Origin of the sequence: Pseudomonas sp. TMW22080, assembly GCF_022496745.1 — a bacterium.
GTDB classification, from domain to species: Bacteria; Pseudomonadota; Gammaproteobacteria; order Pseudomonadales; family Pseudomonadaceae; genus Aquipseudomonas; species Aquipseudomonas bubulae.
Genome location: NZ_SCFF01000003.1, coordinates 389,801 through 412,242 on the forward strand (window position 1 = coordinate 389,801; position 22,442 = coordinate 412,242).

19 protein-coding genes are annotated in these 22,442 nt (G+C 61.5%); 11 read left to right on the forward strand and 8 right to left on the reverse strand.

Annotated elements, in window-relative coordinates:
- Positions 1-4: 4 nt before the first annotated feature.
- The 4 genes from EQV96_RS12085 to EQV96_RS12100 all read right to left on the reverse strand — a co-directional run bounded on the left by EQV96_RS12085 (position 5) and on the right by EQV96_RS12100 (position 4,757).
- Positions 5-1,297: an MFS transporter gene (locus EQV96_RS12085; protein WP_095001485.1), complete on the reverse strand. Its 1,293-nt coding sequence runs from the start codon at positions 1,295-1,297 to the stop codon at positions 5-7.
- Positions 1,298-1,434: 137 nt separating this feature from the next.
- Entirely contained in the window at positions 1,435-2,463 is a 1,029-nt protein-coding gene (locus EQV96_RS12090) for a Zn-dependent oxidoreductase (protein ID WP_240882068.1), read from the reverse strand.
- Between the two features lie 76 nt (positions 2,464-2,539).
- Positions 2,540-3,751, reverse strand: coding sequence for a D-mannonate dehydratase ManD (manD, locus tag EQV96_RS12095; RefSeq protein ID WP_240882069.1), 1,212 nt, complete (start codon positions 3,749-3,751; stop codon positions 2,540-2,542).
- 4 nt (positions 3,752-3,755) lie between these two features.
- A complete protein-coding gene (locus tag EQV96_RS12100; protein ID WP_095024023.1) occupies positions 3,756-4,757 on the reverse strand; it encodes a sugar kinase in 1,002 nt (333 codons plus the stop codon).
- A 211-nt stretch (positions 4,758-4,968) separates the two neighbouring features.
- Between EQV96_RS12100 and kdgR the strand changes: the two genes are divergently transcribed.
- Together kdgR and EQV96_RS12110 are read left to right on the forward strand one after the other, a co-directional pair.
- Entirely contained in the window at positions 4,969-5,754 is a 786-nt protein-coding gene (kdgR, locus tag EQV96_RS12105) for a DNA-binding transcriptional regulator KdgR (protein WP_095018322.1), read from the forward strand.
- A 152-nt stretch (positions 5,755-5,906) separates the two neighbouring features.
- A complete protein-coding gene (locus EQV96_RS12110; protein WP_095020361.1) occupies positions 5,907-6,749 on the forward strand; it encodes a hypothetical protein in 843 nt (280 codons plus the stop codon).
- On the opposite strand, the gene EQV96_RS12115 is transcribed toward EQV96_RS12110, so the two are convergent.
- Together EQV96_RS12115 and EQV96_RS12120 are read right to left on the reverse strand one after the other, a co-directional pair.
- Complete coding sequence (locus EQV96_RS12115; RefSeq protein WP_095020360.1) at positions 6,685-7,443, reverse strand: SDR family oxidoreductase; 759 nt, start codon at positions 7,441-7,443, stop codon at positions 6,685-6,687. The genes EQV96_RS12110 and EQV96_RS12115 overlap by 65 nt on opposite strands.
- 20 nt (positions 7,444-7,463) lie before the next feature.
- Positions 7,464-8,201, reverse strand: coding sequence for a sulfite exporter TauE/SafE family protein (locus tag EQV96_RS12120; RefSeq protein WP_240882070.1), 738 nt, complete (start codon positions 8,199-8,201; stop codon positions 7,464-7,466).
- Positions 8,202-8,392: 191 nt separating this feature from the next.
- On the opposite strand from EQV96_RS12120, the gene EQV96_RS12125 reads away from it, so the two are divergent.
- Positions 8,393-9,703, forward strand: coding sequence for an aminotransferase class III-fold pyridoxal phosphate-dependent enzyme (locus EQV96_RS12125; protein ID WP_240882071.1), 1,311 nt, complete (start codon positions 8,393-8,395; stop codon positions 9,701-9,703).
- Positions 9,704-9,801: 98 nt separating this feature from the next.
- On the opposite strand, the gene EQV96_RS12130 is transcribed toward EQV96_RS12125, so the two are convergent.
- Positions 9,802-11,319: a PLP-dependent aminotransferase family protein gene (locus EQV96_RS12130; RefSeq protein ID WP_240882072.1), complete on the reverse strand. Its 1,518-nt coding sequence runs from the start codon at positions 11,317-11,319 to the stop codon at positions 9,802-9,804.
- 184 nt (positions 11,320-11,503) lie between these two features.
- Here EQV96_RS12130 and tauA point away from each other — a divergent pair, with 184 nt between their 5' ends.
- Genes tauA through EQV96_RS12145 form a run of 3 tightly spaced genes read left to right on the forward strand, consistent with a single transcriptional unit; the run spans position 11,504 to position 14,251 of the window.
- Complete coding sequence (gene tauA, locus EQV96_RS12135) at positions 11,504-12,502, forward strand: taurine ABC transporter substrate-binding protein (protein ID WP_095001500.1); 999 nt, start codon at positions 11,504-11,506, stop codon at positions 12,500-12,502.
- 43 nt (positions 12,503-12,545) lie between these two features.
- Positions 12,546-13,382, forward strand: a complete 837-nt coding sequence (locus EQV96_RS12140; RefSeq protein ID WP_095001501.1) for a taurine ABC transporter ATP-binding protein — start codon at positions 12,546-12,548, stop codon at positions 13,380-13,382.
- The gene (locus tag EQV96_RS12145; RefSeq protein ID WP_095020356.1) at positions 13,382-14,251 is read left to right on the forward strand and encodes an ABC transporter permease subunit; all 870 of its coding nucleotides are present in this window, start codon (positions 13,382-13,384) and stop codon (positions 14,249-14,251) included. Before EQV96_RS12140 ends, EQV96_RS12145 begins: the two co-directional genes overlap by 1 nt.
- 84 nt (positions 14,252-14,335) lie before the next feature.
- On the opposite strand, the gene EQV96_RS12150 is transcribed toward EQV96_RS12145, so the two are convergent.
- Positions 14,336-15,031 carry a CerR family C-terminal domain-containing protein gene (locus EQV96_RS12150; protein WP_095001503.1) on the reverse strand — a complete coding sequence of 232 codons (696 nt, stop codon included), beginning with the start codon at positions 15,029-15,031 and terminating at the stop codon, positions 14,336-14,338.
- A gap of 107 nt (positions 15,032-15,138) precedes the next feature.
- Between EQV96_RS12150 and EQV96_RS12155 the strand changes: the two genes are divergently transcribed.
- The 5 genes from EQV96_RS12155 (at position 15,139) to EQV96_RS12175 (ending at position 22,415) form a co-directional block, all read left to right on the forward strand.
- Positions 15,139-16,221 carry an HlyD family secretion protein gene (locus EQV96_RS12155; protein ID WP_095018314.1) on the forward strand — a complete coding sequence of 361 codons (1,083 nt, stop codon included), beginning with the start codon at positions 15,139-15,141 and terminating at the stop codon, positions 16,219-16,221.
- Positions 16,214-17,803, forward strand: coding sequence for an MDR family MFS transporter (locus tag EQV96_RS12160; RefSeq protein ID WP_240882073.1), 1,590 nt, complete (start codon positions 16,214-16,216; stop codon positions 17,801-17,803). Before EQV96_RS12155 ends, EQV96_RS12160 begins: the two co-directional genes overlap by 8 nt.
- Before the next feature lie 2 nt (positions 17,804-17,805).
- Positions 17,806-19,200 carry a TolC family protein gene (locus EQV96_RS12165; protein ID WP_095020355.1) on the forward strand — a complete coding sequence of 465 codons (1,395 nt, stop codon included), beginning with the start codon at positions 17,806-17,808 and terminating at the stop codon, positions 19,198-19,200.
- 14 nt (positions 19,201-19,214) lie between these two features.
- Positions 19,215-20,726, forward strand: a complete 1,512-nt coding sequence (locus EQV96_RS12170) for a PLP-dependent aminotransferase family protein (RefSeq protein WP_240882074.1) — start codon at positions 19,215-19,217, stop codon at positions 20,724-20,726.
- A 390-nt stretch (positions 20,727-21,116) separates the two neighbouring features.
- Positions 21,117-22,415 carry a carbohydrate porin gene (locus EQV96_RS12175; protein WP_095001509.1) on the forward strand — a complete coding sequence of 433 codons (1,299 nt, stop codon included), beginning with the start codon at positions 21,117-21,119 and terminating at the stop codon, positions 22,413-22,415.
- Positions 22,416-22,442: the final 27 nt, after the last annotated feature.

The window sequence follows — 22,442 nt, forward strand, 5'->3', positions numbered from 1 at the left end:
CTCCTCAAGGATGGCTCAGGGCGGCAGCCGGCAAGACGCTGCCTGCTGGTGGTACGGCTTCATCGATCACCGGCAGTGGTTTGACATAGCGCGCTACACATACTGCACCGATGATGGTCAGCACACCGGCCAACAGGAAGGCGCTGGTGAACGAACCGGTGAACTGCACCAGGAAGCCGGTCAGGGTCGGACCGATAATGCCCGAGGTGTTGGCCAGAAAATGCATGAAGCCACTGACTCCGCCGACGCGGGCAGCAGGTACGGTGTCCTGGATGATTGCCCAGTAAATGGCACCGGTGAGGTACAGAAAGAACACCGCCAGGGCCACCAGAATCACGGCCGGGTACAGGGTGGTGACGAGCCCGGCAAGGCCGATGCACACGGCACAGGCCAGCAGACAGGTCACCAGTACCACTTTGCGTGAAAACATCATCCGCCCGGTTTTCTTGAACACGAAGTCGGAAATGAAACCGCCCAGTGCCAAACCGAGGAAGCCCAGCAACCATGGAATGACCGTGGCGATACTCATCTCTTTAACGTTGAGGCCGTGGGCCATCGTCAGGTAGCTGGGGAACCAGGTCAGAAAGAAGAACAGTGTGTAGTTGTACGAAAAGAACGCCAGCGAGGTGAACAGCACGGTCGGCTGCTTGAGGTAGTAACGCAGCGGGTGCACCGGCTGCGCCGCCATCTCGCTCTGGCCTTCGCCTTGCGCAATCTCTTCGGCAACCTTGCCGGTGGGCTTGTCCTTGACGAATTTGTACCAGACCGCCGCCCACACCAGGCCAATCAGCATGATGATGATGAACGACACCTTCCAGCCGTAGCTGATGGCGATAAAGCCCACTACCGGTCCGGAAATCGCCCCCCCCAACGGGGTGCCGGACATGGAGGAACCCAGCGCCCGCGCCCGTTGCTTGGGGGTGTACCAGTTGTTGACCATCTTGCTGGTGGTCACGCTCAACGGGCCTTCACCCATGCCGAACAGGATGCGGATAAACACCAGCGACATAAAGCCGACGGTCAATACCGTCAGACCGCTGAACAACGACCACAGCACCATGGCCAGCAGCAGTGTGGTTTTCGCCCCGTAGCGGTCAGCAGCCCAGCCGCCGATAAAGTTGAATGCCGCATAGCCGACGAAAAAACTGCTGAAAATCATGCCCATCTCACCCGTGGTCAGACCGTAGTCTTTCTGGATGAAGGGGGCGGCCACAGACAATGCCGAGCGATCCAGGTAGTTAATAACGCCTGCCAGGAACAGCATGATGATGACTAAGGTACGACCTTGACCAAACATTGGAACCTCCCGCTTGTTTTTGTATTCGGTGAGGGTGCCCGCTGGGGGCACGTGTATCGGTTGAATCCTTGACGCCGAAAGCCGTAACGCCTGACCTGTAGCCGCCGGAAGCGCAGCGCGGCTGCGCTTCTGAACGGCTACAGGGCGCTGTTGAGTTGCACCAGCACCTTGCGGGTCTGCTCGGGGTGGTTTTCGATCAGGGCAATCGCTTCGGGCATTTCATCGAACTGGATGCGGTGGCTGATCATTTCCTGAACCTGCAACTTGCCGCTGGCAATCAGTTCAATCACCCGCGCGAACTTGCGGTTGTTGAGCCGCGATCCCACCAGGGTCAGTTCTTTCTTGATCATTTCCAGCTGCACCAGATCGGTGGGCGTGGTGCTGAAACCCAGCAGGCCGATACGGCCGGCCGGTGAGGCAATACGCACCATTTGCGGCATCAGCGCCGGGATGCAGGCAGCATCGACAATCAGTGGCACGCCTTCGCCATGGGTCAACTCGCGCATCGTCGCCTCTACATCCACTTCCTTGCCGTTGAGGGTGCGGCTGGCGCCCAGGGCGCGGGCGGTTTGCAGGCGCTCGTCAATCACGTCAGTCACGGTAATGTCGGTCAGCCCCAATGCCCGGGCCATTTGCACCAGGGTCAGGCCGATCACCCCGGCGCCGTAGATCAGCAGGCTGTCGCCGGGGTGCGGCTGCATGCGATCCAGCACGTTAAGGGCAATGGAGTACGGTTCCACCAGCGCGGCATGGCTCAGCGACATAGTGTCCGGGAGGCGATAAACATTGCTCGCAGGCACGCAGACTTGCTCACTGAAACCACCGTCACGGTGCACACCGATCACTTGCAGTTGGGTGCACACATTGGGCCGATTGATGCGGCACGGGTAGCAGGTACCGCAGCTGATCACCGGGTCGATGCACACACGGTCGCCGACCTTGATCTGCGTAACGTCTGCACCCACTTCGCTGACCACTCCGGAAAACTCATGGCCGGTAATCCGAGGGAAGCGCACAAAGGCGTTTTGCCCGTGAATGATGTGCAGGTCCGAACCGCAGATTCCGGCATAGGCGACGTCGACCTTGACTTCACTGCGAGACAGTTGCGGGACATCGACCTGGGCCAGGCCGAATTCAAAGGGAGCTCTTACTTGAAACGCTTTCATCGGGTAACTCCTGCCAGGACATGACGCCCCGTTTTTTATAGTTATTAAACAGTCGAGCAATCAGCTTTAAGCGGTATTACCAGTGCCAGAGCGTGCCATCTTCCAGGCGGTTGACCGGCAGGCTGGCGCGCTTGTAGGGGTACCTGGCAGCCAGTTCTTCGTTAATGTCGACGCCATGGCCCGGGGTTTCACCCGGGGTGAAATGGCCGTCCTCAAAGCGATAGGCATGGGGGAAGACGTCATCAGTCAGCGGGTCGTGGGGCATGTGCTCCTGAATGCCGAAGTTGGGCACCCAGGTATCGAAATGCAGCGCCGCGCCCATGGTCATCGGCGACAGGTCGGTGGCGCCATGAAAGCCGGTGCGCACCTGGTACAACGCGGCAAAGTCGGCGATCCGCCGTACATGGGTAATACCGCCCGCGTGAACCAGGGTGGCGCGGATATAGTCGATCAGTTGTTCCTGAATCAGCTCGCGGCAGTCGTGAATCGAGTTGAATACTTCACCCACCGCCAGCGGGGTTGTGGTGTGCTGGCGGATAAGTCGAAATGCCTCCTGGTTTTCTGCCGGGGTGCAGTCTTCCAGCCAGAACAGGTTGAAAGGCTCCACAGCCTTGCCCAGGCGCCCCGCTTCGATCGGTGTCAGGCGGTGGTGAACGTCATGCAGGATGTGCAGGTCATCGCCAAAGCGCTCGCGCACGGCGGCAAACAGCTTGGGTACATGATTGAGGTACTTGGCGGTGTCCCAGACATGCTCTGCTGGCAGGTCGCTGTCGGCCGGTTCATAGCGTTCGCCACTGCGCTTGGCCACGCCATAGGTGGTGGCAATGCCCGGAATGCCGCATTGCACACGCACCGCCTTGTAGCCCAGTTCCACATGACGGGCCACTTCGGCCAGGCAGCCTTCGATGTCCTTGCCCGTGGCATGCCCGTACACCATTACCCGCTCGCGGCTTTTGCCGCCGAGCAGCTGGTACAGGGGCATGTTGGCTGCCTTGGCCTTGATGTCCCACAGTGCCACGTCTACGGCGGCAATGGCGGTCATGGTCACAGGGCCGCGACGCCAGTAGGCACCGCGGTAAAGGTACTGCCAGATGTCTTCGATACGTCGCGCATCACGCCCGATCAACGCGGGCAGCACGTGTTCTTCGAGGTAGGCGACAACCGCCATTTCGCGGCCGTTCAAAGTCGCATCGCCAATGCCGTAGACCCCCTCGTCAGTGACGATTTTGAGGGTGATCAGGTTGCGACCCGGACAGGTGACAATCACGCGTGCTTCAACAATTTTCATCGGTTCAGGCCTCGGCGACAGAAGAAAATACAGGCATGTTCAGGCTTGGCATGGCCGCTGCGGGAATCAGCGCGCCGGGATGCTGCACCACTTCTGCGGCCAGCGTGTGCCCCCAGCGCGCAGCCTGTTGCGGCTCACCGCCTTGCAAGCGGCAGGCAAGGTACGCAGCACTGAAAGAGTCACCTGCCGCCGTGGTATCGACGATCTGCCGCACCTGTTCGGCGGGCACCTCGAAACGCCCGGTCGGGCACTGGATAAGGCACGAAGCCGGACCACGCTTGAGAGCCACTTCGCCCACACCAAACCGGGCATAGGCGCCAAACAGGGCTTCGGGATCGGCATAGCCGAACAACGCAGCATCGTCTTCCCAGGTGATCAGCGCCAGATCGGTCAGGCGCAGCATGTCGCTGTACGCCTTGCGTGCAGAAGACGCATCTGGCCACAGGTGTGGGCGGTAGTTGTTGTCAAAGACAATGCGCGTGCCGCTCTGGCGCGCTTGGCCCAGGGCCAGCATCAGGCGCTCGCGGCCGCCGGCGGTGAGGATCGCCAGGCTGATGCCGCTCAGGTACACATAGTCGTAGTCGGCCAGGGCGCGCAGTACGTCGTCGGCTTCTGGTCCGTCGAAAACCCGTCGGGCGGCGGCTTCTCCGCGCCAGTAGGCAAAGCGGCGCTCACCCTGGTCATCGGTCTGGATGAAATACAAACCGGGCAGCGCGTCCTTGATCACTCGCACATGCTGATCGCCGACACCCTCATCACGCCAGAGCTGGCGCATGGCAACGCTGAAAGCGTCTGCGCCGATGGCGGTTACATAGTCGGCAACAATACCGTTGCCAGCCCCCAGACGTGACAGATAGACCGCTGCATTGAGCGTATCGCCGCCAAAGGTCTGGCTGAAAAGCGCTCCTGGCAGACCGCGCATCTCAATCATGCACTCGCCCACCAGAGCGACTCGTCGGGGGTGGGGCAAATCGGCCTGTGGGCAATGCCCGAGGGTTACCGTCATCACTTCGCGCCTTGTTTTTATGGGTCGCTTGGCGTCGATACAGGCACGGATCGTGTCCTTGCATCGAGCTGATTATTATTTTCGGAACGGCGTTTCATTTCATTGTTTGAGGGCGAGTTTAATCAAAATCCCCGCACCGTCAAGAAAAATGAAACAGCGTTTCGTTTCCCTACGGTATATCCTTGTTTTTTTCATTTGCGTTGGAGCCTTCATGGACAACAGCACCACCCAGAACAATGAACTGGTCTCTGCAGTCGGCCGCACCATGGCCGTGCTTGAAGCGCTGGCCGAGCACCCGGAAGAGAGTGGCGTGTCCGAAATCGCGCAAAAACTGGATATGTCAAAAAGTACGGTCTATCGCTTTTTGCAGTCGCTCAAGGCCCGTGGTTATGTGGTTCAGGATGCTGAAGACCGCTACCGCCTGAGCGTGCGGTTGTTCGAACTGGGTGCCCAGGCCCTGCCCCATCTGGATATCGTGCGCGAAGCCGAGCCGGGGATGCGCCGGATCAACGAACTGACCGGGGAAACCGTGCACCTGGGCATCCTCGACGAAGGCAGCATCGTCTACGTGCACAAGATCGACTCCAAATACAACCTGCGCATGTATTCGCGTATCGGCCGTCGGGCGCCGCTGTACTGCACCGGCATCGGAAAGGTGCTGATGGCCTGGCTGAAAGAGGATGAGTTGCTGGCACATTTGCGCGAAGAGAGCTTCGAGCGGCGTACCGCCAACACCCTCACCAGCATCGACGAATACCTGCAGGAACTGGCTGTGGTACGCCAGCAGGGTTATGGCGAAGACCATGAAGAATTTGAAGACAACATGCGTTGTTTATCAGCCCCCATCCGCGACCGTTTCGGCCATGTGATTGGCGGCATGAGCGTATCCTTCCCGTGCTTTCGCTTTCGTGAGGAACTGAAACAGGACTACGTCAAACAACTGATGGAAGCCTCGCAGCAGGTTTCAAGTCAGTTGGGCTGGCATCCGCAAGGTTAAAGTAGGGGGCTGTTGCGCTGTGTGGTAAAGCGCAGCCCCTGCGCTAACGCGAATACAACCCAACTGCAATAAACACCTTGAATGCGATAAACTGCCCGCCGTTTAAAAAACGGCAAGGACTTCACCGGCTAGCCTCTCGCACAAGGATCGTCATGTTCAAACCCTCTTTCCCCCTCGCCCTGACAGCGGTGCTGCTTGCAGGTTGCCAGTCAGCGACCATTGACCCCGATAGCCCGCCCAAGCTCACCCAAGCCCAGGAAAAGGAGCAGGCGGTACAACGCGGTGTGTATGAAAAACTGATCAGCAGTGTGCTCGCCCGTGAGGGCGACCTGGCTAATGCCCAAGGGCGCGATGGCAGTTTCAATCTGATGCTGACCCTCGATGACAAGAACCGCATCATTGGCTGCGGCACTCAACCCAACAAGAAAGTGGATGCCAGGGTTTACCCCTACAATCGCAAGCTGGCCCTGGACCTGCGGTCTATCTGCTGGACAGCGGTGTTCCCCGAGCTGCCCTCGTCACTGATCGACCCCAAGAGCAAGACGGCAAGTGTCGTGGCGCCAGTTCTGGTGTATCCATTGGTTGGGCTTTCCCCCGAGACCCGGGCACGGCGCGATGCGGCCTTGCAGGACAAGGCGCAAAACGACTTTTTGTTCAAGCAACTGCTCGCGCCGATGCCCATCGACAGCATTGGTGTCGCCACGCTGATGATGATGACTGACAGCACCGGCCAGGTGCGCGAATGTGCCGCCAGCCTTGATCCGCACGCCATGCGCCCTTCTGAGTTCAGGCATGACGATGGGTTGCTTGCAGGACTGGTTCAGCGCTGCAAGCAACTGGACTTGAGCGCCATGCCGGGCTTTGTGCCCAACACCCAGGGCATGAGCAGCGCGTTTTATCGCGTCGAGTACACGCCCTGGAAAGCCGGGCTCAAGCCCGCTCAATCGCAAAGTTGTTCCACGACTGGCTCACAGGCATCAACTCAAGGCTGTTGATATTGATGTGCGCCGGCTGGTTGAGAATCCAGAAAATCGTTTCGGCTATGTCCGCTGGCTGAATCGCCTGGGCGCCGGCGTAGACCGAATCATATTTGGCCTTGTCCCCGGCAAAGCGCACCAGCGAAAACTCGCTCTCGCACAGGCCAGGTTCAAGGTTGGTGACGCGCACGCCGGTACCCTGCAGGTCACAGCGCAGGTTCAATGAGAACTGCCGCACAAAGGCTTTGCTCGCGCCATACACATGACTGCCAGGGTACGGCCAGTTACCGGCAATAGACCCCAGATTGACGATGCCTGCCCCGGCACCGTGAGCGATCAACCGTGGCAGCAGCAAGCGCGTGCTGTACAGCAGGCCCTTGATATTGGTGTCGACCATGATCTCCCAGTCATCCAGCGAGCACTCGGGGGCTGGCGCGGTGCCTAATGCCAGCCCGGCATTATTGATCAGCCCGCGTAACCTGCTGAATTCCGCAGGCAGATGTTCAATGGCCTGCTCCATCGCGACACGGTCACGCACGTCCACCACCAGCGGCAAGATTCTGGCTTGCGCACACAGCTCGTCAGCCAGTGCATGCAGGCGCTCGGCCCGGCGACCGGTAAGCACCAGCGACCAGCCTGCGGCAGCAAAACGACGGGCACAGGCTTCGCCAAAACCGGACGTGGCACCGGTAATAAAAACAGTCGGCATCATAGACAGCTCCTTGGGATCGATCAGGACCACGACCGGCCCAGCAGACCAACGCCTGCCAGCACCAGCAATAGCCATTGGGTAAAACGGGCGGCCTGTTCGGCCTGGATACGCGCGAACAATTGTTGCCCCAGCCACAGCCCCAACAGCAGCGCAGGCAGCATCAGCAATGCCTGCCGGCCTGTGCCGGGGGGGATGGCCAAAGCCACCGCCAGCCCGGCCAGCGCCGCAAGATCGACGGCAAAAAAGAACATGATCAGCGTCGCTCGCAACGCCCGGGCCCGCAGCCCGCAATGGCTGAGCCACGCCACCACCAACGGCCCGCCAATACTGAATGCGGCGATCAACGCCCCGCTGCTGCCCCCCACCAGCCAGGCACCGACGCGACCCTCGCCCATCGGCAGGCGAATACGCGCCAGACCCAGAATCGCCAGTAGCCCCACCAACAGGTAGACCCCCACTGTCAGCCCACCGCTGTCGATACCCGTCAGCAACCAGATACCGCACGGCACTCCACACGCGGCCGCCAGCAGCAGGCGTTTGAGCAGCGGGTAATGCGCCTCGTGCCAGGCACTGCGCAACAGCATCACGCTGGACCCCACCTCCAGAAACAGCACCAGCGGCACCGCCTGTTGCAGCGACCCGAGCATCGCCAGCCCGACCACGGCAATGGCCGCAAAACCAAACCCCGTGAGCCCGCGCACCACAGCCGCCACCAGTACGCACAGCGCACTCAGGGCCCAACTTGCTTCAGGGTTCATACGCTGCTCCAGGGTGCTCAATGGCGCCACTGTAGTCAGCCGCGCGCCCCGGGGCTTAGATCCAGTCGGGGCTTTCGATGGGGCCAGAACTGGCCCTATCGAAAACCCCATCTGGATCTAAGGATTGCCCCCGGCCGTGACTAGTCTGCGAGCAACTGGCCGCACCGGACCGACCCTCAGGAGTGACATGCATGGCGACGAATCTGAACCACCAATGGATGCCTTTTACCGACAACCGTGAGTTTCACCGCGCACCGCAGTTGTTCGTCCGCGCCGAGGGCGTTCGTTACTGGAATGCCGAGGGCCGCGAACTGCTCGATGGCAGCTCCGGGTTGTTTTGCAGCGCTGCCGGCCATGGCCGTACCGAGATCGCCGAGGCGGTGTGCAAGCAATTGCTGACCCTGGATTTCACCCCGCACTTTCAACGGGCTTCGCCGTTGTCTTTCGAGCTGGCGGAACGCTTGAGCGACTTGTTGCCTGCTGGCCTGAACAAACTGTTTTTCACCAACTCCGGCTCCGAGTCGGTGGACAGCGCGATGAAAATTGCCCTGGCCTATCACCGTGCCCGCGGCGAAGCCCAGCGCACCCGGTTTGTGTCCCGCGAGTGGGCTTATCACGGCGTCAACTTTGGCGGCGTGGCCCTGTCGGGGATGATGCGCAACCGCCAGGCCTTCGCCACCGGCGGCCTGCCCCACGTCAGCCATATGCGTCACACCTGGCAAGAGGAGCAGCGCTTTCAGTTGGGCGAACCGCAGCAGGGCGCCGACCTGGCCAGCGACCTGGAGCGGATCATCGCCATGCATGGCGGCGACAGCATTGCTGCCTGCTTTGTGGAGCCGATTGCCGGTTCCATCGGCGTGTATGTGCCGCCTGTGGGCTACCTCAAGCGCCTGCGCGACATCTGTGACAAACATGGGATCTTGCTGGTGTTCGATGAAGTCATCACAGGTTTTGGCCGCACCGGCCAGGCGTTTGCAGCACAGAGCTTTGAGGTGAAGCCGGACCTCATCACCCTGGCCAAGGCCCTGACCAATGGCGCAATCCCGATGGGTGCCGTGGCGGTGGACGAGGCGGTTTACGACACAGTGATCAATGCCAGCAAAGGTGGCGGCCCGGAACTGTTCCACGGTTATACCTACTCCGGGCACCCGGTGGCCTGTGCGGCGGCGCTGGCTTCGCTGGATATTTACCGGGATGAGGATTTGTTTGCCAAGGGCGCGCAACTGGCGCCGTATTTTCTGGAGTGCCTGAGCGGGTTGCAAGGCCTGCCACAAGTCAGCGACTTGCGCGGTTATGGGTTGCTCAGCGGAATACAGCTGACGCCGGGGGATGCGCCGGGAGCCAAAGGTGCGCGGGTGCAGAGGGCGCTGTATGACGCCGGGCTGCATGTTAAAACGACCGGGGATGCGATCATCTTTGCCCCGGCGCTGGTGACTGGCCGGGCGGATTTGGATGCGATGTTTGAAGTGTTGAGAGAGACGTTGGGGCGGGAGGTTTTGTAAGGCTAAAGCAAGTCCCTCACCCTAGCCCTCTCCCAGAGGGAGAGGGGACTAAAAGCAAAGGCAGAACTGACCGCACGCGGCTGCGAGATCTCCCCCCATCAAGCGCCCTCTCCCTCTGGGAGAGGGCTGGGGTGAGGGGCTTTCAGCTCGCGCCACGCCTCACCCAGCGCCGCAATCCCCGGCTCGATCAGTTCTTCGGCAATCGCCCCGAAGCCCAGCCGAAAGCAGTTGAGCGGGCGCGGCTCGCTCAAATAATGAATATCCCCCGGCTCAATCAACACACCACGCCTGGCCACCAGCCGCTGCAACACCCAGGCATCCACATCCGGCGGGCAACTGACCCACAGCGACGAGCCCCCCGCCATGCCGCTGGCATTGAGTTGCGGCAAATGCTCGGCCATGGCCCGGCTGATCACCCGCCACTTGCGCGCCAGCCGATCGCGCAACCGCCGGGCATGGGCATCGTAATGGCCCATCGATAAAAACAGCGCCAACGTACGCTGGTTGTTCGACGGCGGATGCCGGTAGATGTAACGGCGCAGCGCCCGCAGTTCATGGATCAGCTCGGCATCCGCGGCAATAAATCCCAACCGTACCCCCGGCAGCAGGCTTTTGGTCAAGCTGCCCAGATAGATCACCCGTCCGCTGTCATCAAAACTCTTCAAAGCCGGATGGTTGCTGCCCAAAAAATTCTGTTCGTTTTCGTAGTCGTCCTCAATGATCAACAAGTCATTTTCACGGGCACTGGCCATCAGCTCCAGGCGTCGGTACAGCGGCATGGTCACGCCAGTGGGCGACTGATGGCTGGGCGTGCAAAACACCATCTCGCAGTCGGCCAGTTGCTCATTGACCACCAGCCCCTGGCGATCAATGCGCAGCGGTTTCAACGCGCAGCCACTCAGGCTGAAAATATTGCGCGCGTCCACATAGCCCGGATCCTCCAGCCCCATCACCAGCCCCGGGCGGCCCAGCAGCCGGGCGAGCATATACAGCGAATTCTGCGTGCCGATGGTGATCATCACTTCCTGCGTCGACACGCTGATCCCGCGTTTGGGCAACACACGCTGGACAATCTGTTCGACCAACAACGGATCGTCGAGCATCACTTGATCATCGACCCAACTGCGCATATGTGCGCCGGTGCTGGCGATGCGCGAACAGTCGCGCCAGCGGGCAGCGGTTTGCTCATCCGCCTCGACCTGACCATAGATGAACGGGTAGCGATACTCACGCCAGTTGCGCGGCTTGACAATGGCCCGCAACTGCGACGAACTGCTTTGCAGGCGCGCCTCCCAGTCCGGTGCATGGTCGGGGCGCTCGAAGATTTTTTGCGTGGCGGGTTTGAGGCTGACATTGAGCTGCTGGCGCAGGTACTTCTCGTTGATAAAGAAACCGCGCCGGTCCGATGGGATCAGATAACCATCCTGCACCAACTGCTCATACACCAGCACCACAGTATTACGCGACACGTTGAGCAGCTCACATAGCTTGCGCGATGACGGCATCGGCTCACCGGGCGGCATGGCACCGTCCAGAATCGCGCTGAGCAAGCTCTCGCGCAGTTGCTCCTGTAAGCCCCGGCCAGCTTCGAAGGGTCGAAAATAACGCTCCAACATGGTTCAAGCTCCTGGCCCGGCGCCCCGTCATGGCGCACCCAATGCGCTACAACCCTTGCCACACAAGGCCTGCAACGACCTCTGGCACCACAGCTTGCAGCAACTGGATCTAAAGCAAGCGCCGAGCCAGCGCCTAAGATCGGGCTGACAAAAACACAGACATCCCCCAGCCCGGAGTCTCACCATGCTCAAGCCCCTGAACAAATGGATCCGTCGCACCGTCTTGTTGCCCCTTACCGCTCTGAGCCTGGTAGCCACTGCCCACGCTCAGACCGTGACCATCGGCGTGCAAAGCATGTTTGCGCCCTGGAAAGACGCCATCGCGCAAAAGCAGTTCGAGCAAGCCACCGGCTGGGATATCCAGTGGCGCAACTTCGACAGCGGCGGCGACGTGATGATGGCCATGGCCTCGGGCGATGTGCAGATCGGGGTCGCCGGCAGCAGCCCGATTGCCGCCGCCGTGAGCCGCGGTGTGGATGCGCAATTGTTCTGGATTCTGGACAACATTGCCGATGCCGAGGCGCTGGTGGTACGCAATGGCAGCGGTATCGTCGCGCCACAGGACCTGGCCGGCAAAACCCTCGCCGTACCCTTTGTCTCCACCACCCACTTTCACGCGTTGTTTGCCCTTGAGCAGTTCGGCCTGACCGGCAAGGTCAAGGTTATCAACCTGCAACCTTCGGATATCCCCGCAGCCTGGGAGCGCGGTGATATCGACGCGGCGTTTATCTGGGATCCGGCCCTGGGCCGTCTCAAGCAAAGCGGCCATGTGCTGTTGACCTCGGGCCAACTGACCGACTGGGGCAAGGCCACCTTCGACGGCCTGGTGGTAGATAAACAATTCGCTGCCGCCAACGGCCCCGGCATGCAGGCGTTCACCCAGGTGCTGCAAGACAGCACCGCGGGTTACGTCAAGGCGCCAAAATCCTGGACCGCCGACTCGCCGCAGGTCATCAACGTGGCCAAGCAGTCCGGGGCCAAACCTGAAGAAGTACCACCGGTGCTGGCGCTGTACCAGTTCCCGCTGGCCAGCGAACAGGCCGGCCCGACGTGGCTGGGCGGTGGCGCTGCCAAGGCACTGGCCGCCACCGCCGAGTTCTTGAAAGCTCAAAAGAAAATCCCGGCCTTGCTGCCTGACTACAGCGCGGCGATCAACCCGACGTTTGTGCAAAACGCCCAATAACCCGCTCCCACAGGGCATCAAGTTAATTGACGAGGAACACGCCATGCCCCTCAGCCTAAAAATTCATGATGTGTCGGTGCTCTACCCCGGGCAGCAAAAGGGTCAGCCGGTAAGGGCTCTGTCCGGGGTCAATCTGGACATTGCCGCCGGTGATTTTGTCGTCGCCCTGGGTGCTTCAGGGTGCGGCAAGACCACACTGCTCAACCTGATGGCCGGGTTTATCCAGCCCAGCAGCGGGGTAATTACCCTGGGCGACTATCACGGCCAGGTGCCCGAGCGCATCGACGGCGCCGAGCTGCGTGACCAGGTCACCGGCCCCGGCGCAGAACGCGGTGTGGTGTTCCAGAAACATGCGCTGCTGCCGTGGCTGAATGTGATCGACAACGTGGCCTTCGGTCTCAAGTTGCGCGGTATCCCCAAGGTCGAACGCGAAGAACGTGCCCTGCATTTTTTGCAGTTGACCGGGTTGGCGGAGTTTCGCGATCACGCCACTTATCAGCTGTCGGGCGGCATGCAGCAACGTGTCGGGATTGCCCGCGCCCTGACCAATGACCCGAAGATGCTGCTGCTCGACGAGCCCCTCGGCGCACTGGACGCCCTGACCCGCGAACGCTTGCAGGAACTGATCCTGGAGATCTGGCAGCGCACGCAAAAGATGATGTTTTTTATCACCCATGACGTCGAAGAAGCGCTGTTTATGGCCACCCGACTGATCATCATGTCGCCACGCCCGGGGCGTATCACCCACGAGTTTTCGGTGGATTTCGGCCAGCGCTTTCTCAAGTGCCGCGACGCTCGCGCCGTAAAATCCAGCCCCGATTTCATCGCCCTGCGCGAGCAGATCCTGAGCATCATCCACGGTGACGAGGAGGCAGCGTAATGAGCCTTTTGGACGAAAAACAACGCAATGCCGTGCTGCGCACCCTCCATGAACTGCGCCGCGCCGCGCCGGCAAAGCCGGGCGAGCAATATGGCGCACCGGGCAACGGCTCCAGTATGGGGCTGAGCCTGGGCACGATTTGTGTCGTGTTCGCCTTGTGGTTTTTCGCCACCAATGGCGGTTGGATCAAGCCGCTGTTTTTGCCCTCGCCCCAGGCGGTATGGGCGCAGATCGTGGATGTCAGCCGCGACGGGTTTGCCGATGCCAGCCTGTGGACACATATCGGCTGGAGTGCCCTGCGGGTGTTTGGCGCGTTTGCGCTGGCGGTGCTGACGGCAATCCCGGTGGGTATTTTGATGGGGGTCAATCGGGTGGCCCGAGGCGTGTTCGACCCGCTGGTGGAGTTTTACCGCCCGCTGCCGCCGCTGGCCTATCTGCCGTTGGTGGTGATCTGGATGGGTATCGGTGAAGGCTCAAAAATCCTCCTGATCTACCTGGCGATGTTTGCCCCGCTGGCACTCAGTGCCCGGGCCGGGGTCAAGTCGGTGGCCATTGAGCAGATCCACGCGGCCTATTCGATGGGCGCCAGCCGCGGGCAAGTGCTCAGGCAGGTGATCATGCCGGCAGCCCTGCCGGAAATTCTGACCGGCATGCGCATCGCCATCGGCTTTGGCTGGACCACCCTGGTGGCTGCCGAAATGGTCGCGGCCACGGCCGGGCTGGGCTTTATGGTGCTGACGGCGTCCAAGTTCATGGCCACTGATGTGGTGATCATGGGCATTCTGGTGATCGGAGCGCTGGCCCTGCTGTTCGATCTGGGCATGCGCTGGCTGGAGCGCAAACTGGTGCCTTGGAAGGGCCGGGGATAAATGAAAACCCGTAGCCGGCTCAGTGGGAGCGAGCCTGCTCGCGAAGGGCGTTCGCGAGCCGGCTCGCTCCCACAGTTGCAGGTCTTAGCGCACCAACCCGCGCAACAGGGTCACGGTCTGCTCGCGCACAATGCCCATCAGCATGGCGTAACGCTCGGCCGTCAGTGTGTCCCAGCCCAGTGACTTCAGCGAGCTGGTGCGGGTCAGGTGAAACGGCAGTAACTGCCCGGTCAGGGTCATGGAGCGCAGGATGCATTCTTCATCACTGGCATCCGGGCCCATCAGCCGCGAAATGATTCCGCTGGTCACGCCGATAATGCGCTGGCCTATACGCTGGCTGATCATTTCTTCACCGGCGCTGGGGCCCAGCCCCGCCTGCTCCCGCGCATAGAACTTGCGCCAGCTGTTGGTACGGTTGGACACCAGCATGAATTCGGCAATCTTGCTCTGGATGGCGCAGAAGGTGTCGATCAGTTGTTCGGTGTCCGGCCGCGTGCCCAGCAGCGCCTGGGCCGCTTCGATGGTCGGCGCCAGGTAATCCCAGATCCGCTCCACCATGTACTCGGTGCAGGCGCTATACACCCCTTCCTTGTTCTTGAAGTAGTAATTGAGCGCCGGTGCATTAACCCCCGCCAATTCGGCGATATCGCGGGTCGAAGCGCCCTCGTAGCCACGCTCGCCAAACAGGTTGAGGGCCGCTTCGATAATCCGCGCACTGGTTTCATCCCCACACGTATAGCCGCCTTCGCTGGCAGGTCGGCGCCGGTGAATCGTGGTCATGGGCTTCTCCTTGATCGATGAAGACGGGAGTGTGCCTGAATTTATATCGATTGACATAATTTTACCGATCGCAATAATTGTTACAACCGATAACAATTGAGAGCACCATGACCGCACATCAGGCCCTAGACCCATCGATCAAGATCAGGCCCAAACGCCAGCCTGGTAAAACCCTGGCGCTGGGTGCTCTCGGCCTGGGCGCGCTGCTGGGTGCTGCCATATGGGGTGCACACTGGTGGAATGTGGGGCGTTTTATCGAAAGCACCAACGACGCCTACCTGCAGGCCGACAGCCTGAGCGTAGCCGCCAAGATCGCAGGCACGGTGAGCGAGGTGTATGTCAGCGACAACCAGAACGTCAGCGTCGGCCAGCCGCTGGTGCGCCTCGATGTGCGGACTTATCAGGCTGCGCGGGAAAAATCCGAAGCGGCCATTCGCGCAGCCGAGGCCGATATTGCCCGGGGCGAAGCCGAGCTTGAACAGCACGGCGCGTCCATTGCCCAGGTGCAGGCGCAGCTGGAAGGCGAAAGCGCCAACGAGCAGTACGCCGCCGCCCAGGTCAAACGCTACGCGCCCCTGGCCGAAAGTGGCGCCGAGACGCAGGAGCGCATGGCCGAGCTGCGCAACGCCCTGCGTCAGGCCAGCGCAAGGCGGGCTGCCCAGGCGGCGGCACTGAACGTTGCCCAGCGCCAATTGCACACCCAGCGCGCCGCCATTGAACAAGCCCGTGCACAACTGGCCAGCGCCCAGGCCAGCACCCGCCAAAGCAAGCTTGATGAACAGGACACCGTGGTTTACAGCTCCCTGGCCGGCCGCGTCGGCAGCCGCTCGGTGCGGGTGGGCCAATACCTGCAACCCGGAACGCGCCTGATGACCATAGTGCCCCTCGATGAGGTCTACCTGACCGCCAACTTCAAGGAAACCCAGATCGAGCGCATGCACCCCGGCCAGACCGTGGCGGTGCATATCGATGCCTGGCCGGGGATAAAATTTGAGGGTGTGGTTGAAAGCCTGTCGCCCGGTACCGGCTCACAGTTCGCCCTGCTGCCGTCCAACAACGCCACCGGCAACTTCACCAAGATCGTACAGCGGGTGCCGGTGCGCATTCGCCTGAACCCCTCTGCCGATAAAGGCATTGAGTGGATGCCGGGGCTGTCGGCCACTGTCGACGTCGACACCCATCGTGGCTAGTGCTGTTGCTGCATCCGCAGCGCTGCAACCGCCCCGGGCAAACGCCAGTACCAGCGACTGGATTGTGGTCTTTGCTGGCGCATTGGGCGCGTTGATGGCCACGCTGGACATCTCCATCACCAACGCCGCCCTGCCTCAGATTCAGGGCCAGATTGGCGCCTCTGGCACCGAAGGCACATGGATCTCGACCGGCTATCTGATGGCTGAAATTGTCATGATCCCGTTAACCGCCTGGCTGACACGGGTGTTCGGGCTGCGCAATTTCCTGATCGGCAACGCGATTCTGTTCAGTCTGTTTTCGATCCTGTGCGGCATTAGCGAAACCTTGCCGCAGATGGTCATTGGCCGGCTCGGCCAGGGCTTTGCCGGGGGGGCCATGATTCCCACGGCGCAGGTGTTGGTGGCCACCCGCTTACCTCGCCATCAAATGCCCATCGGCATGACAATGTTCGGCCTGATCGTACTGCTCGGGCCACTGCTGGGCCCGGTATTGGGCGGCACCCTGACCGAAAACTTCAGCTGGCGCTGGTGTTTCTTTCTGAACATTCCGGTGTGCGCCTTGCTGCTGGTGATGCTCAGTCAGGGTCTGAAAAAAAGCCCGAGCAACTGGCAAGCGTTTATCAATGCCGACTGGCTGGGGATTATCGGCCTGACCGTGGGCCTTAGCGCCATGACCGTGGTACTCGAAGAAGGCAATCGCGAGCGCTGGTTCGAGTCTTCGCACATCATCGGCCTGAGCCTGCTGGCGGTGTCCGGGATCGCCTTGCTGCTGATTGCCCAGAGGCTGTCGAAGACGCCGATTGTGCGTCTGAAACTCCTGCTCAATCCGCGCTTTGCCAGCGTGATCGCGATTGTATTTGTGGTGGGCTGCGGACTGTATTGCGTGGCCTTTGTACTGCCGCAATTTCTGAGCAATATTGCCGGTTTCAATGCTCAGCAATCCGGAGCGGTGATGCTGATGTCGGGTTTGCCGGCGTTTTTGATGATGCCTGTTTTGCCACGCCTGCTTGGCCGCGTGGATACCCGCATCATGGTCATGCTTGGCCTCGGTTGCCTGGCCAGCAGTTGCCTGTTGGCCATGGGGCTGACCGCCGACAGCGTGGGCGAGAATTTCACTCGCACCCAACTGCTGCTGGGCCTGGGCCAGGTAATGGCGATGATGCCGCTCAATCAGGCCTCCATGAGCTGCGTGCCGGCCCACGAGGCGGGTGAGGCTGCGGGTATCTACAACATGGCGCGCAACCTCGGCGGCTCGGTGGGGCTGGCGCTGCTGGGGACGTTTATCGAGCGGCGCAGCAGCTTCCATGACGCCACCTTGCGCGATGCCGTAAGCGTACAGTCGGTCGAAGCTCACACTCAGCTTGCAGCGTCCGCCCAGGGCTTTTTCGCTGAGCACGGCGATCTCGCCCATGCCCAGCTCCAGGCACTGGGTCAACTGGCCGGGCAGATCCAGGTTCAGGCGCAAGTGATGACCTACAGCGAAACCTTCTACGTGCTCGGCATCGCCTTGCTTTTGTGTCTGCCCCTCGCCCTCTTTCTAAAAAAACCGCCTGCCGGTACGCCATTGAACACAGGACACTGACCATGATCGCTTGCAAACCCTTGAGCCTGTTGGGTCCGTTGTTGCTGGTGGGCTGCACCTTGGGCCCGGACTATCACGCGGCACCCGACAGCCACCTGCAAGACAGGGACTTTACCCGTCAGGTGGTTGGCACCCAGGCGCAAACACCACAGGTTGCCGAATGGTGGCGCGACCTCAATGACCCGGTGCTCAACCAGTTGATCGACAGTGCACTGGGCCACAGCCCCGATCTGCAAGCGGCCGCCGCGCGGTTACGCCAGGCCCGCGCCGGACTGGCGGAAAAACGCAGCAACCAGATGCCCAAAAGCTCGGCCACGGCAGCGGCGCTTTACACCGGCTCGGGTGACAGCCAGACCGACGCCACCCACCTGTACCTGAGCGGTTTCGATGCCAGCTGGGAGCTGGATATTTTCGGCGCCAGCCGCCGCGCGGTAGAAGCAGCCAGTGCCGAAGCAGATGCCGTACAGGCGGATCTGGCCGACGCCCATGTGCAACTGGCCGCTGAAGTGGGCCAGGCCTATATCGGCCTGCGCGACCAGCAACAGCGGCTGCGCATCGCCCGCCAGTCCGAACAGCTTGAGCGCCAGTTGCTGGACTTTACCGGGCAGCGCCTGGCCCAGGGAACCGCCTCGGAACTGGACCGTGAACGCATCGCCACCCAGGTCGAAACCACCCGTGCCGCGTCCATCGCCCTGGAGCTGGAAGTGATTGAATCCCTCGACGAACTGGCCTTGCTCAGCGGTCTCGAGCCCGGCGCCCTGGACACCCGTTTGGGCACCGAAGCCGCGCTGCCGGCACTGCCCGCCATGGTCAATATCGGTGACCCGGCGCAGTTGCTGCAACAGCGCCCCGACATCCGCGCTGCAGAACGCCGGCTGGCCTCCAGCACCGCGCAGATCGGAGAACACAAGGCGGCGGCATTTCCCAGGGTCAGCCTGTTCGGCTCCCTGAGTTTCAGCGCCAGCGCGCCGGGCCATCTGTTGCGCAAGGACAACCTCAGCGCCCTGGGTGTCCCCTATCTGCAGTGGAACTGGCTGGACTTTGGCCGCGTGCAGGCCCAGGTCAAACAGGCCGAAGCCGGACGCGACGAGGCCCTGGCCAGGTACCGCAGCAGCGTGCTCGGTGCCCTGCGCGATGCCGATGTGGCACTGGCCCGCTACGGTAACGAACGCCAGCGCAGGGGCACCCTGGGCCGGGTCGAAACCAGCGCCGTACGCGCATCCACCCTGACCGAACAGCGATACCGCGCCGGTACCAGTAGCGTGCTCGACTGGCTGGACGCCGAACGCACCCGCTACCGCGCCGAACAGGACCGGGTTCACAGTGACGGTCAGTTGATCAAGGACTACATAGCCCTGCAAAAGAGTCTTGGGTTAGGGTGGCGTTCCCCGACCTGATTTCCGGATAGACCATGCGCTCCAGTCAGCACGATTTGATGTGGCGCCAGTTGCTGCCCAAAGTGCGCAGGCACGATGAGCCGCTGCAGGTGCAGCTGTGCACCGCGTTTGTCACGGCCATGCTCGAGGGGCGTTTGCCTGGCGGTACACGGCTGCCATCGAGCCGTGATCTGGCCATGCTGACCGGGGTTTCGCGCAATACCGCAGTACTGGTCTACGAACGCCTGGTAGCCGAGGGTTATGTCGATTCGCGGCCCCGTGACGGTTTTTTTGTATGCGGCGCCATCACTCCGACACAGACCACCCGGCCTCTGCCCGAACAGGCTGCGCAACCACCTGACTGGGCCTCGCGCATGCACCTGGCGCGCAACCCGCTGGCGTTTATGGACCGCCCGCCCACCTGGCGTGAAGTGCGCTACCCCTTTATCTACGGCCAGTTCGATCCCCGGCAATTCCCGCTCACCCAGTGGCGCCAGTGCAGCCGTCAGGCAATGGAATTGAAGGCCGTGGATCGTTGGTGGCAGGAAGGCGAGAACGTCGGCGCCAGCCAGCTGATCGATCAACTGATCCGCCGCGTGTTGCCGCGCCGCGGAATTGCCGCCACCCATGATCAAGTGTTGTTGACCCTGGGCCGCCAGCAGAGTTTTTACCTGCTCGCGCGCCTGTTTGCCCGCCCCGGCAGCGTAGTCGGGGTCGAGGAGCCGGGCTTTCGCGATCCGCGCAATGCCTTTGCCCACGATGGCGCGCACATGGTCTCGCTGCCCATCGACGAACACGGATTGCAGGTATCCCCGGCACTGGCAGCCTGCGACTATCTGTATTGCACACCCGGCTACCAGTGCCCGACCGGTGTGACCATGAGCCTGGGCCGGCGCCAGGCCTTGCTTGAACATGCGCAGATGCACGATCAGGTGATCTTCGAAGACGATGATGACCCCGAGACCGAATACGACGGCCGCGCCCTGCCAGCGCTCAAGGCCACCGACCCGGCGGAGCGAGTGATCTACCTCAGCAGTTTGTCAAAGTTGCTGTCCCCGGGGCTGGGCATCGGTTACATCGTTGCCCCGGCACCGGTGATCGAGCAACTGCGCCAGCTGCAACGGCTGATGATCCGCCAGATCCCGGGCAACAACCAGATCACCGCCGCGCTGTTTATTCAACAAGGCCACTACGATCGGTTGCTGCAACAGGCCCGGGAAAAACTGCAACTGCGGGCCGGGGCGATGGCCACCGCATTGCGTGAAGTGCTGCCGGATACGGAGTTTGTCATGCCCAGCGGCGGCGCCACGCTATGGCTCAAGCTGGCCGGCGAGCACGACTTGCTGAGCTTGTACTACGCAGGGTTGGCCAAGGGCGTGCTGTTTGACCCGAGCAGTGCGTTTTGCGTCGAGCCCGACACCCTGCCCCGGCCTTGCCTGCGCCTGGGCTTTGGCTCCATCGCCCAGGAGCTGATTGCCCCCGGCATTCGCGAGCTGGGACTGGTGATCAACGCCCACGCGAAACGACCTGCAGTTGTGCGCGGCTGAGCCATTTGCCCCACAACAGCGCCTGCGTTGCCCCTGTGGGAGCGGACTTGCTCGCGATGCAGGCAACACGGTGCATCTGGCCCACCGCAGTGCCCCCATCGCGGCCAAGCCCGGCTCCCACAACCCCAGGGCCATCTCTTCCTGTGGGAGCGGGCTTGCTCGCGATGCAGGCAACGCGCTGCATCTGGCAAACCGCAGTGATCCCATCGCGGCCAAGCCCGGCTCCCACAACCCCGGCTCCCACACGGTAGTCGCACTACCAGCCCCTGGCCCTATCGATAGTCCCCGCTGGCCCCATTCGCTGGTCACGGATATGCAGTACTACTGCTGACCACCAAAGCACTTGGCGTCGTCCTGAAAACAAAACGTTAAGGATGGGAAACTCTCACTATGTTTTACGCAAAGTATCCGTTAGCCGTCAGCCTTGCCGCCTTCGCTTTTACCCAGCATGCGCTGGCAGCCGACACGTCGGCTGCCCCCGAATGTGCCCAGTATGAAAAGCTGCTGACCCGCGCCGAACTGGCCTTCAAGAACGTGCCCATTTGCGCGCGGATCAAGCCGGACCTGTGGGGGCTGCGCAAGGAGCTGGCCGAGCATGGCATCGGTTTTACCGCCACCTCGTATAACGGTTACACCTATGACGTATTGGGCAACAACGCGAAAAAGCAGGTGTATAACGGCCAGAACCCCAGCTACAACACGTCGCTCAACCTGTACCTGACCTACGATCTGACCCGCATCGGTTTTGCCAATGACGCGCAGCTGACACTGGCCGGCAACTGGGTGGACTCGACCTACACCCCGGCCAACCCGCGGGTCAAAACCGTCTCGGTATTTGCCATCAACCAGTCCTTTTTCAATCACCAGCTGGAACTGGAATACGGCTTCATACCCGGCGTGCGCCTGTTCTATGGCATGGCGCTGGGGGGCAGTGCCTCGACCGCCGCCCTGGGGCCAAGCAGCGTGGTGCCATTTCAGGTCGGCATGTCGGCTACCGAGCCGACCCCAACCGTCAACGTGATCGTGCGTGACCCGTCGCTGCGCTTCTACAACAGCACCGCGCTGACCCGCAGCGTCAGCCCCGAAGGCATCCAGAAGGATGTCGACCTCAACCCCAGCGGATTGCGCCTCAAGGTGCCGGATGCCCGCGCCATGCTGATCAATGAGTTCGGCTACAAGCAGGCGCCGTCGGCCAGTTCCAACGCCATGTGGCTGCGCGCAGGGGCCATGTACAACACCAGCCATTACACCGAGTTCACCACCGGTGAAAAGTCGGACAACAACTACGGCGTATACCTGGCCGAGACGGTGCAGGTGACCAAGCCCTACGGCGATGCCCGCGGCTGGTATCTGGACAGCAAACTTGATTACTCGCCTGACTCGGTCAACGCCATCAACAAGGCATTCCAGGTCAGTGCCTTCAATGTCGGCCCGTTCGCCAGCCGCCCTGCCGACATGGCCGCCGTGGGCCTGACCAAGAGCTACTACAGCAAGGATCTGCGCGACGTGACCAGGAGCTATGGCATGGAAGCGGCGCCCTACACCCTGGCGGTAACCGCTTCCTATGCGGCCCGCCTGATCCCCGGCGTGTATTTGATCAGCGGTCTGACCTACACCAAGAACCCGGTATTCACGCCGATCCATTCCGATGCCCTGTTGCTCCAGGAATCGCTGAACTTCCTGTTTTAAAGCGCCAGCCCCCAGCCGTATATACCC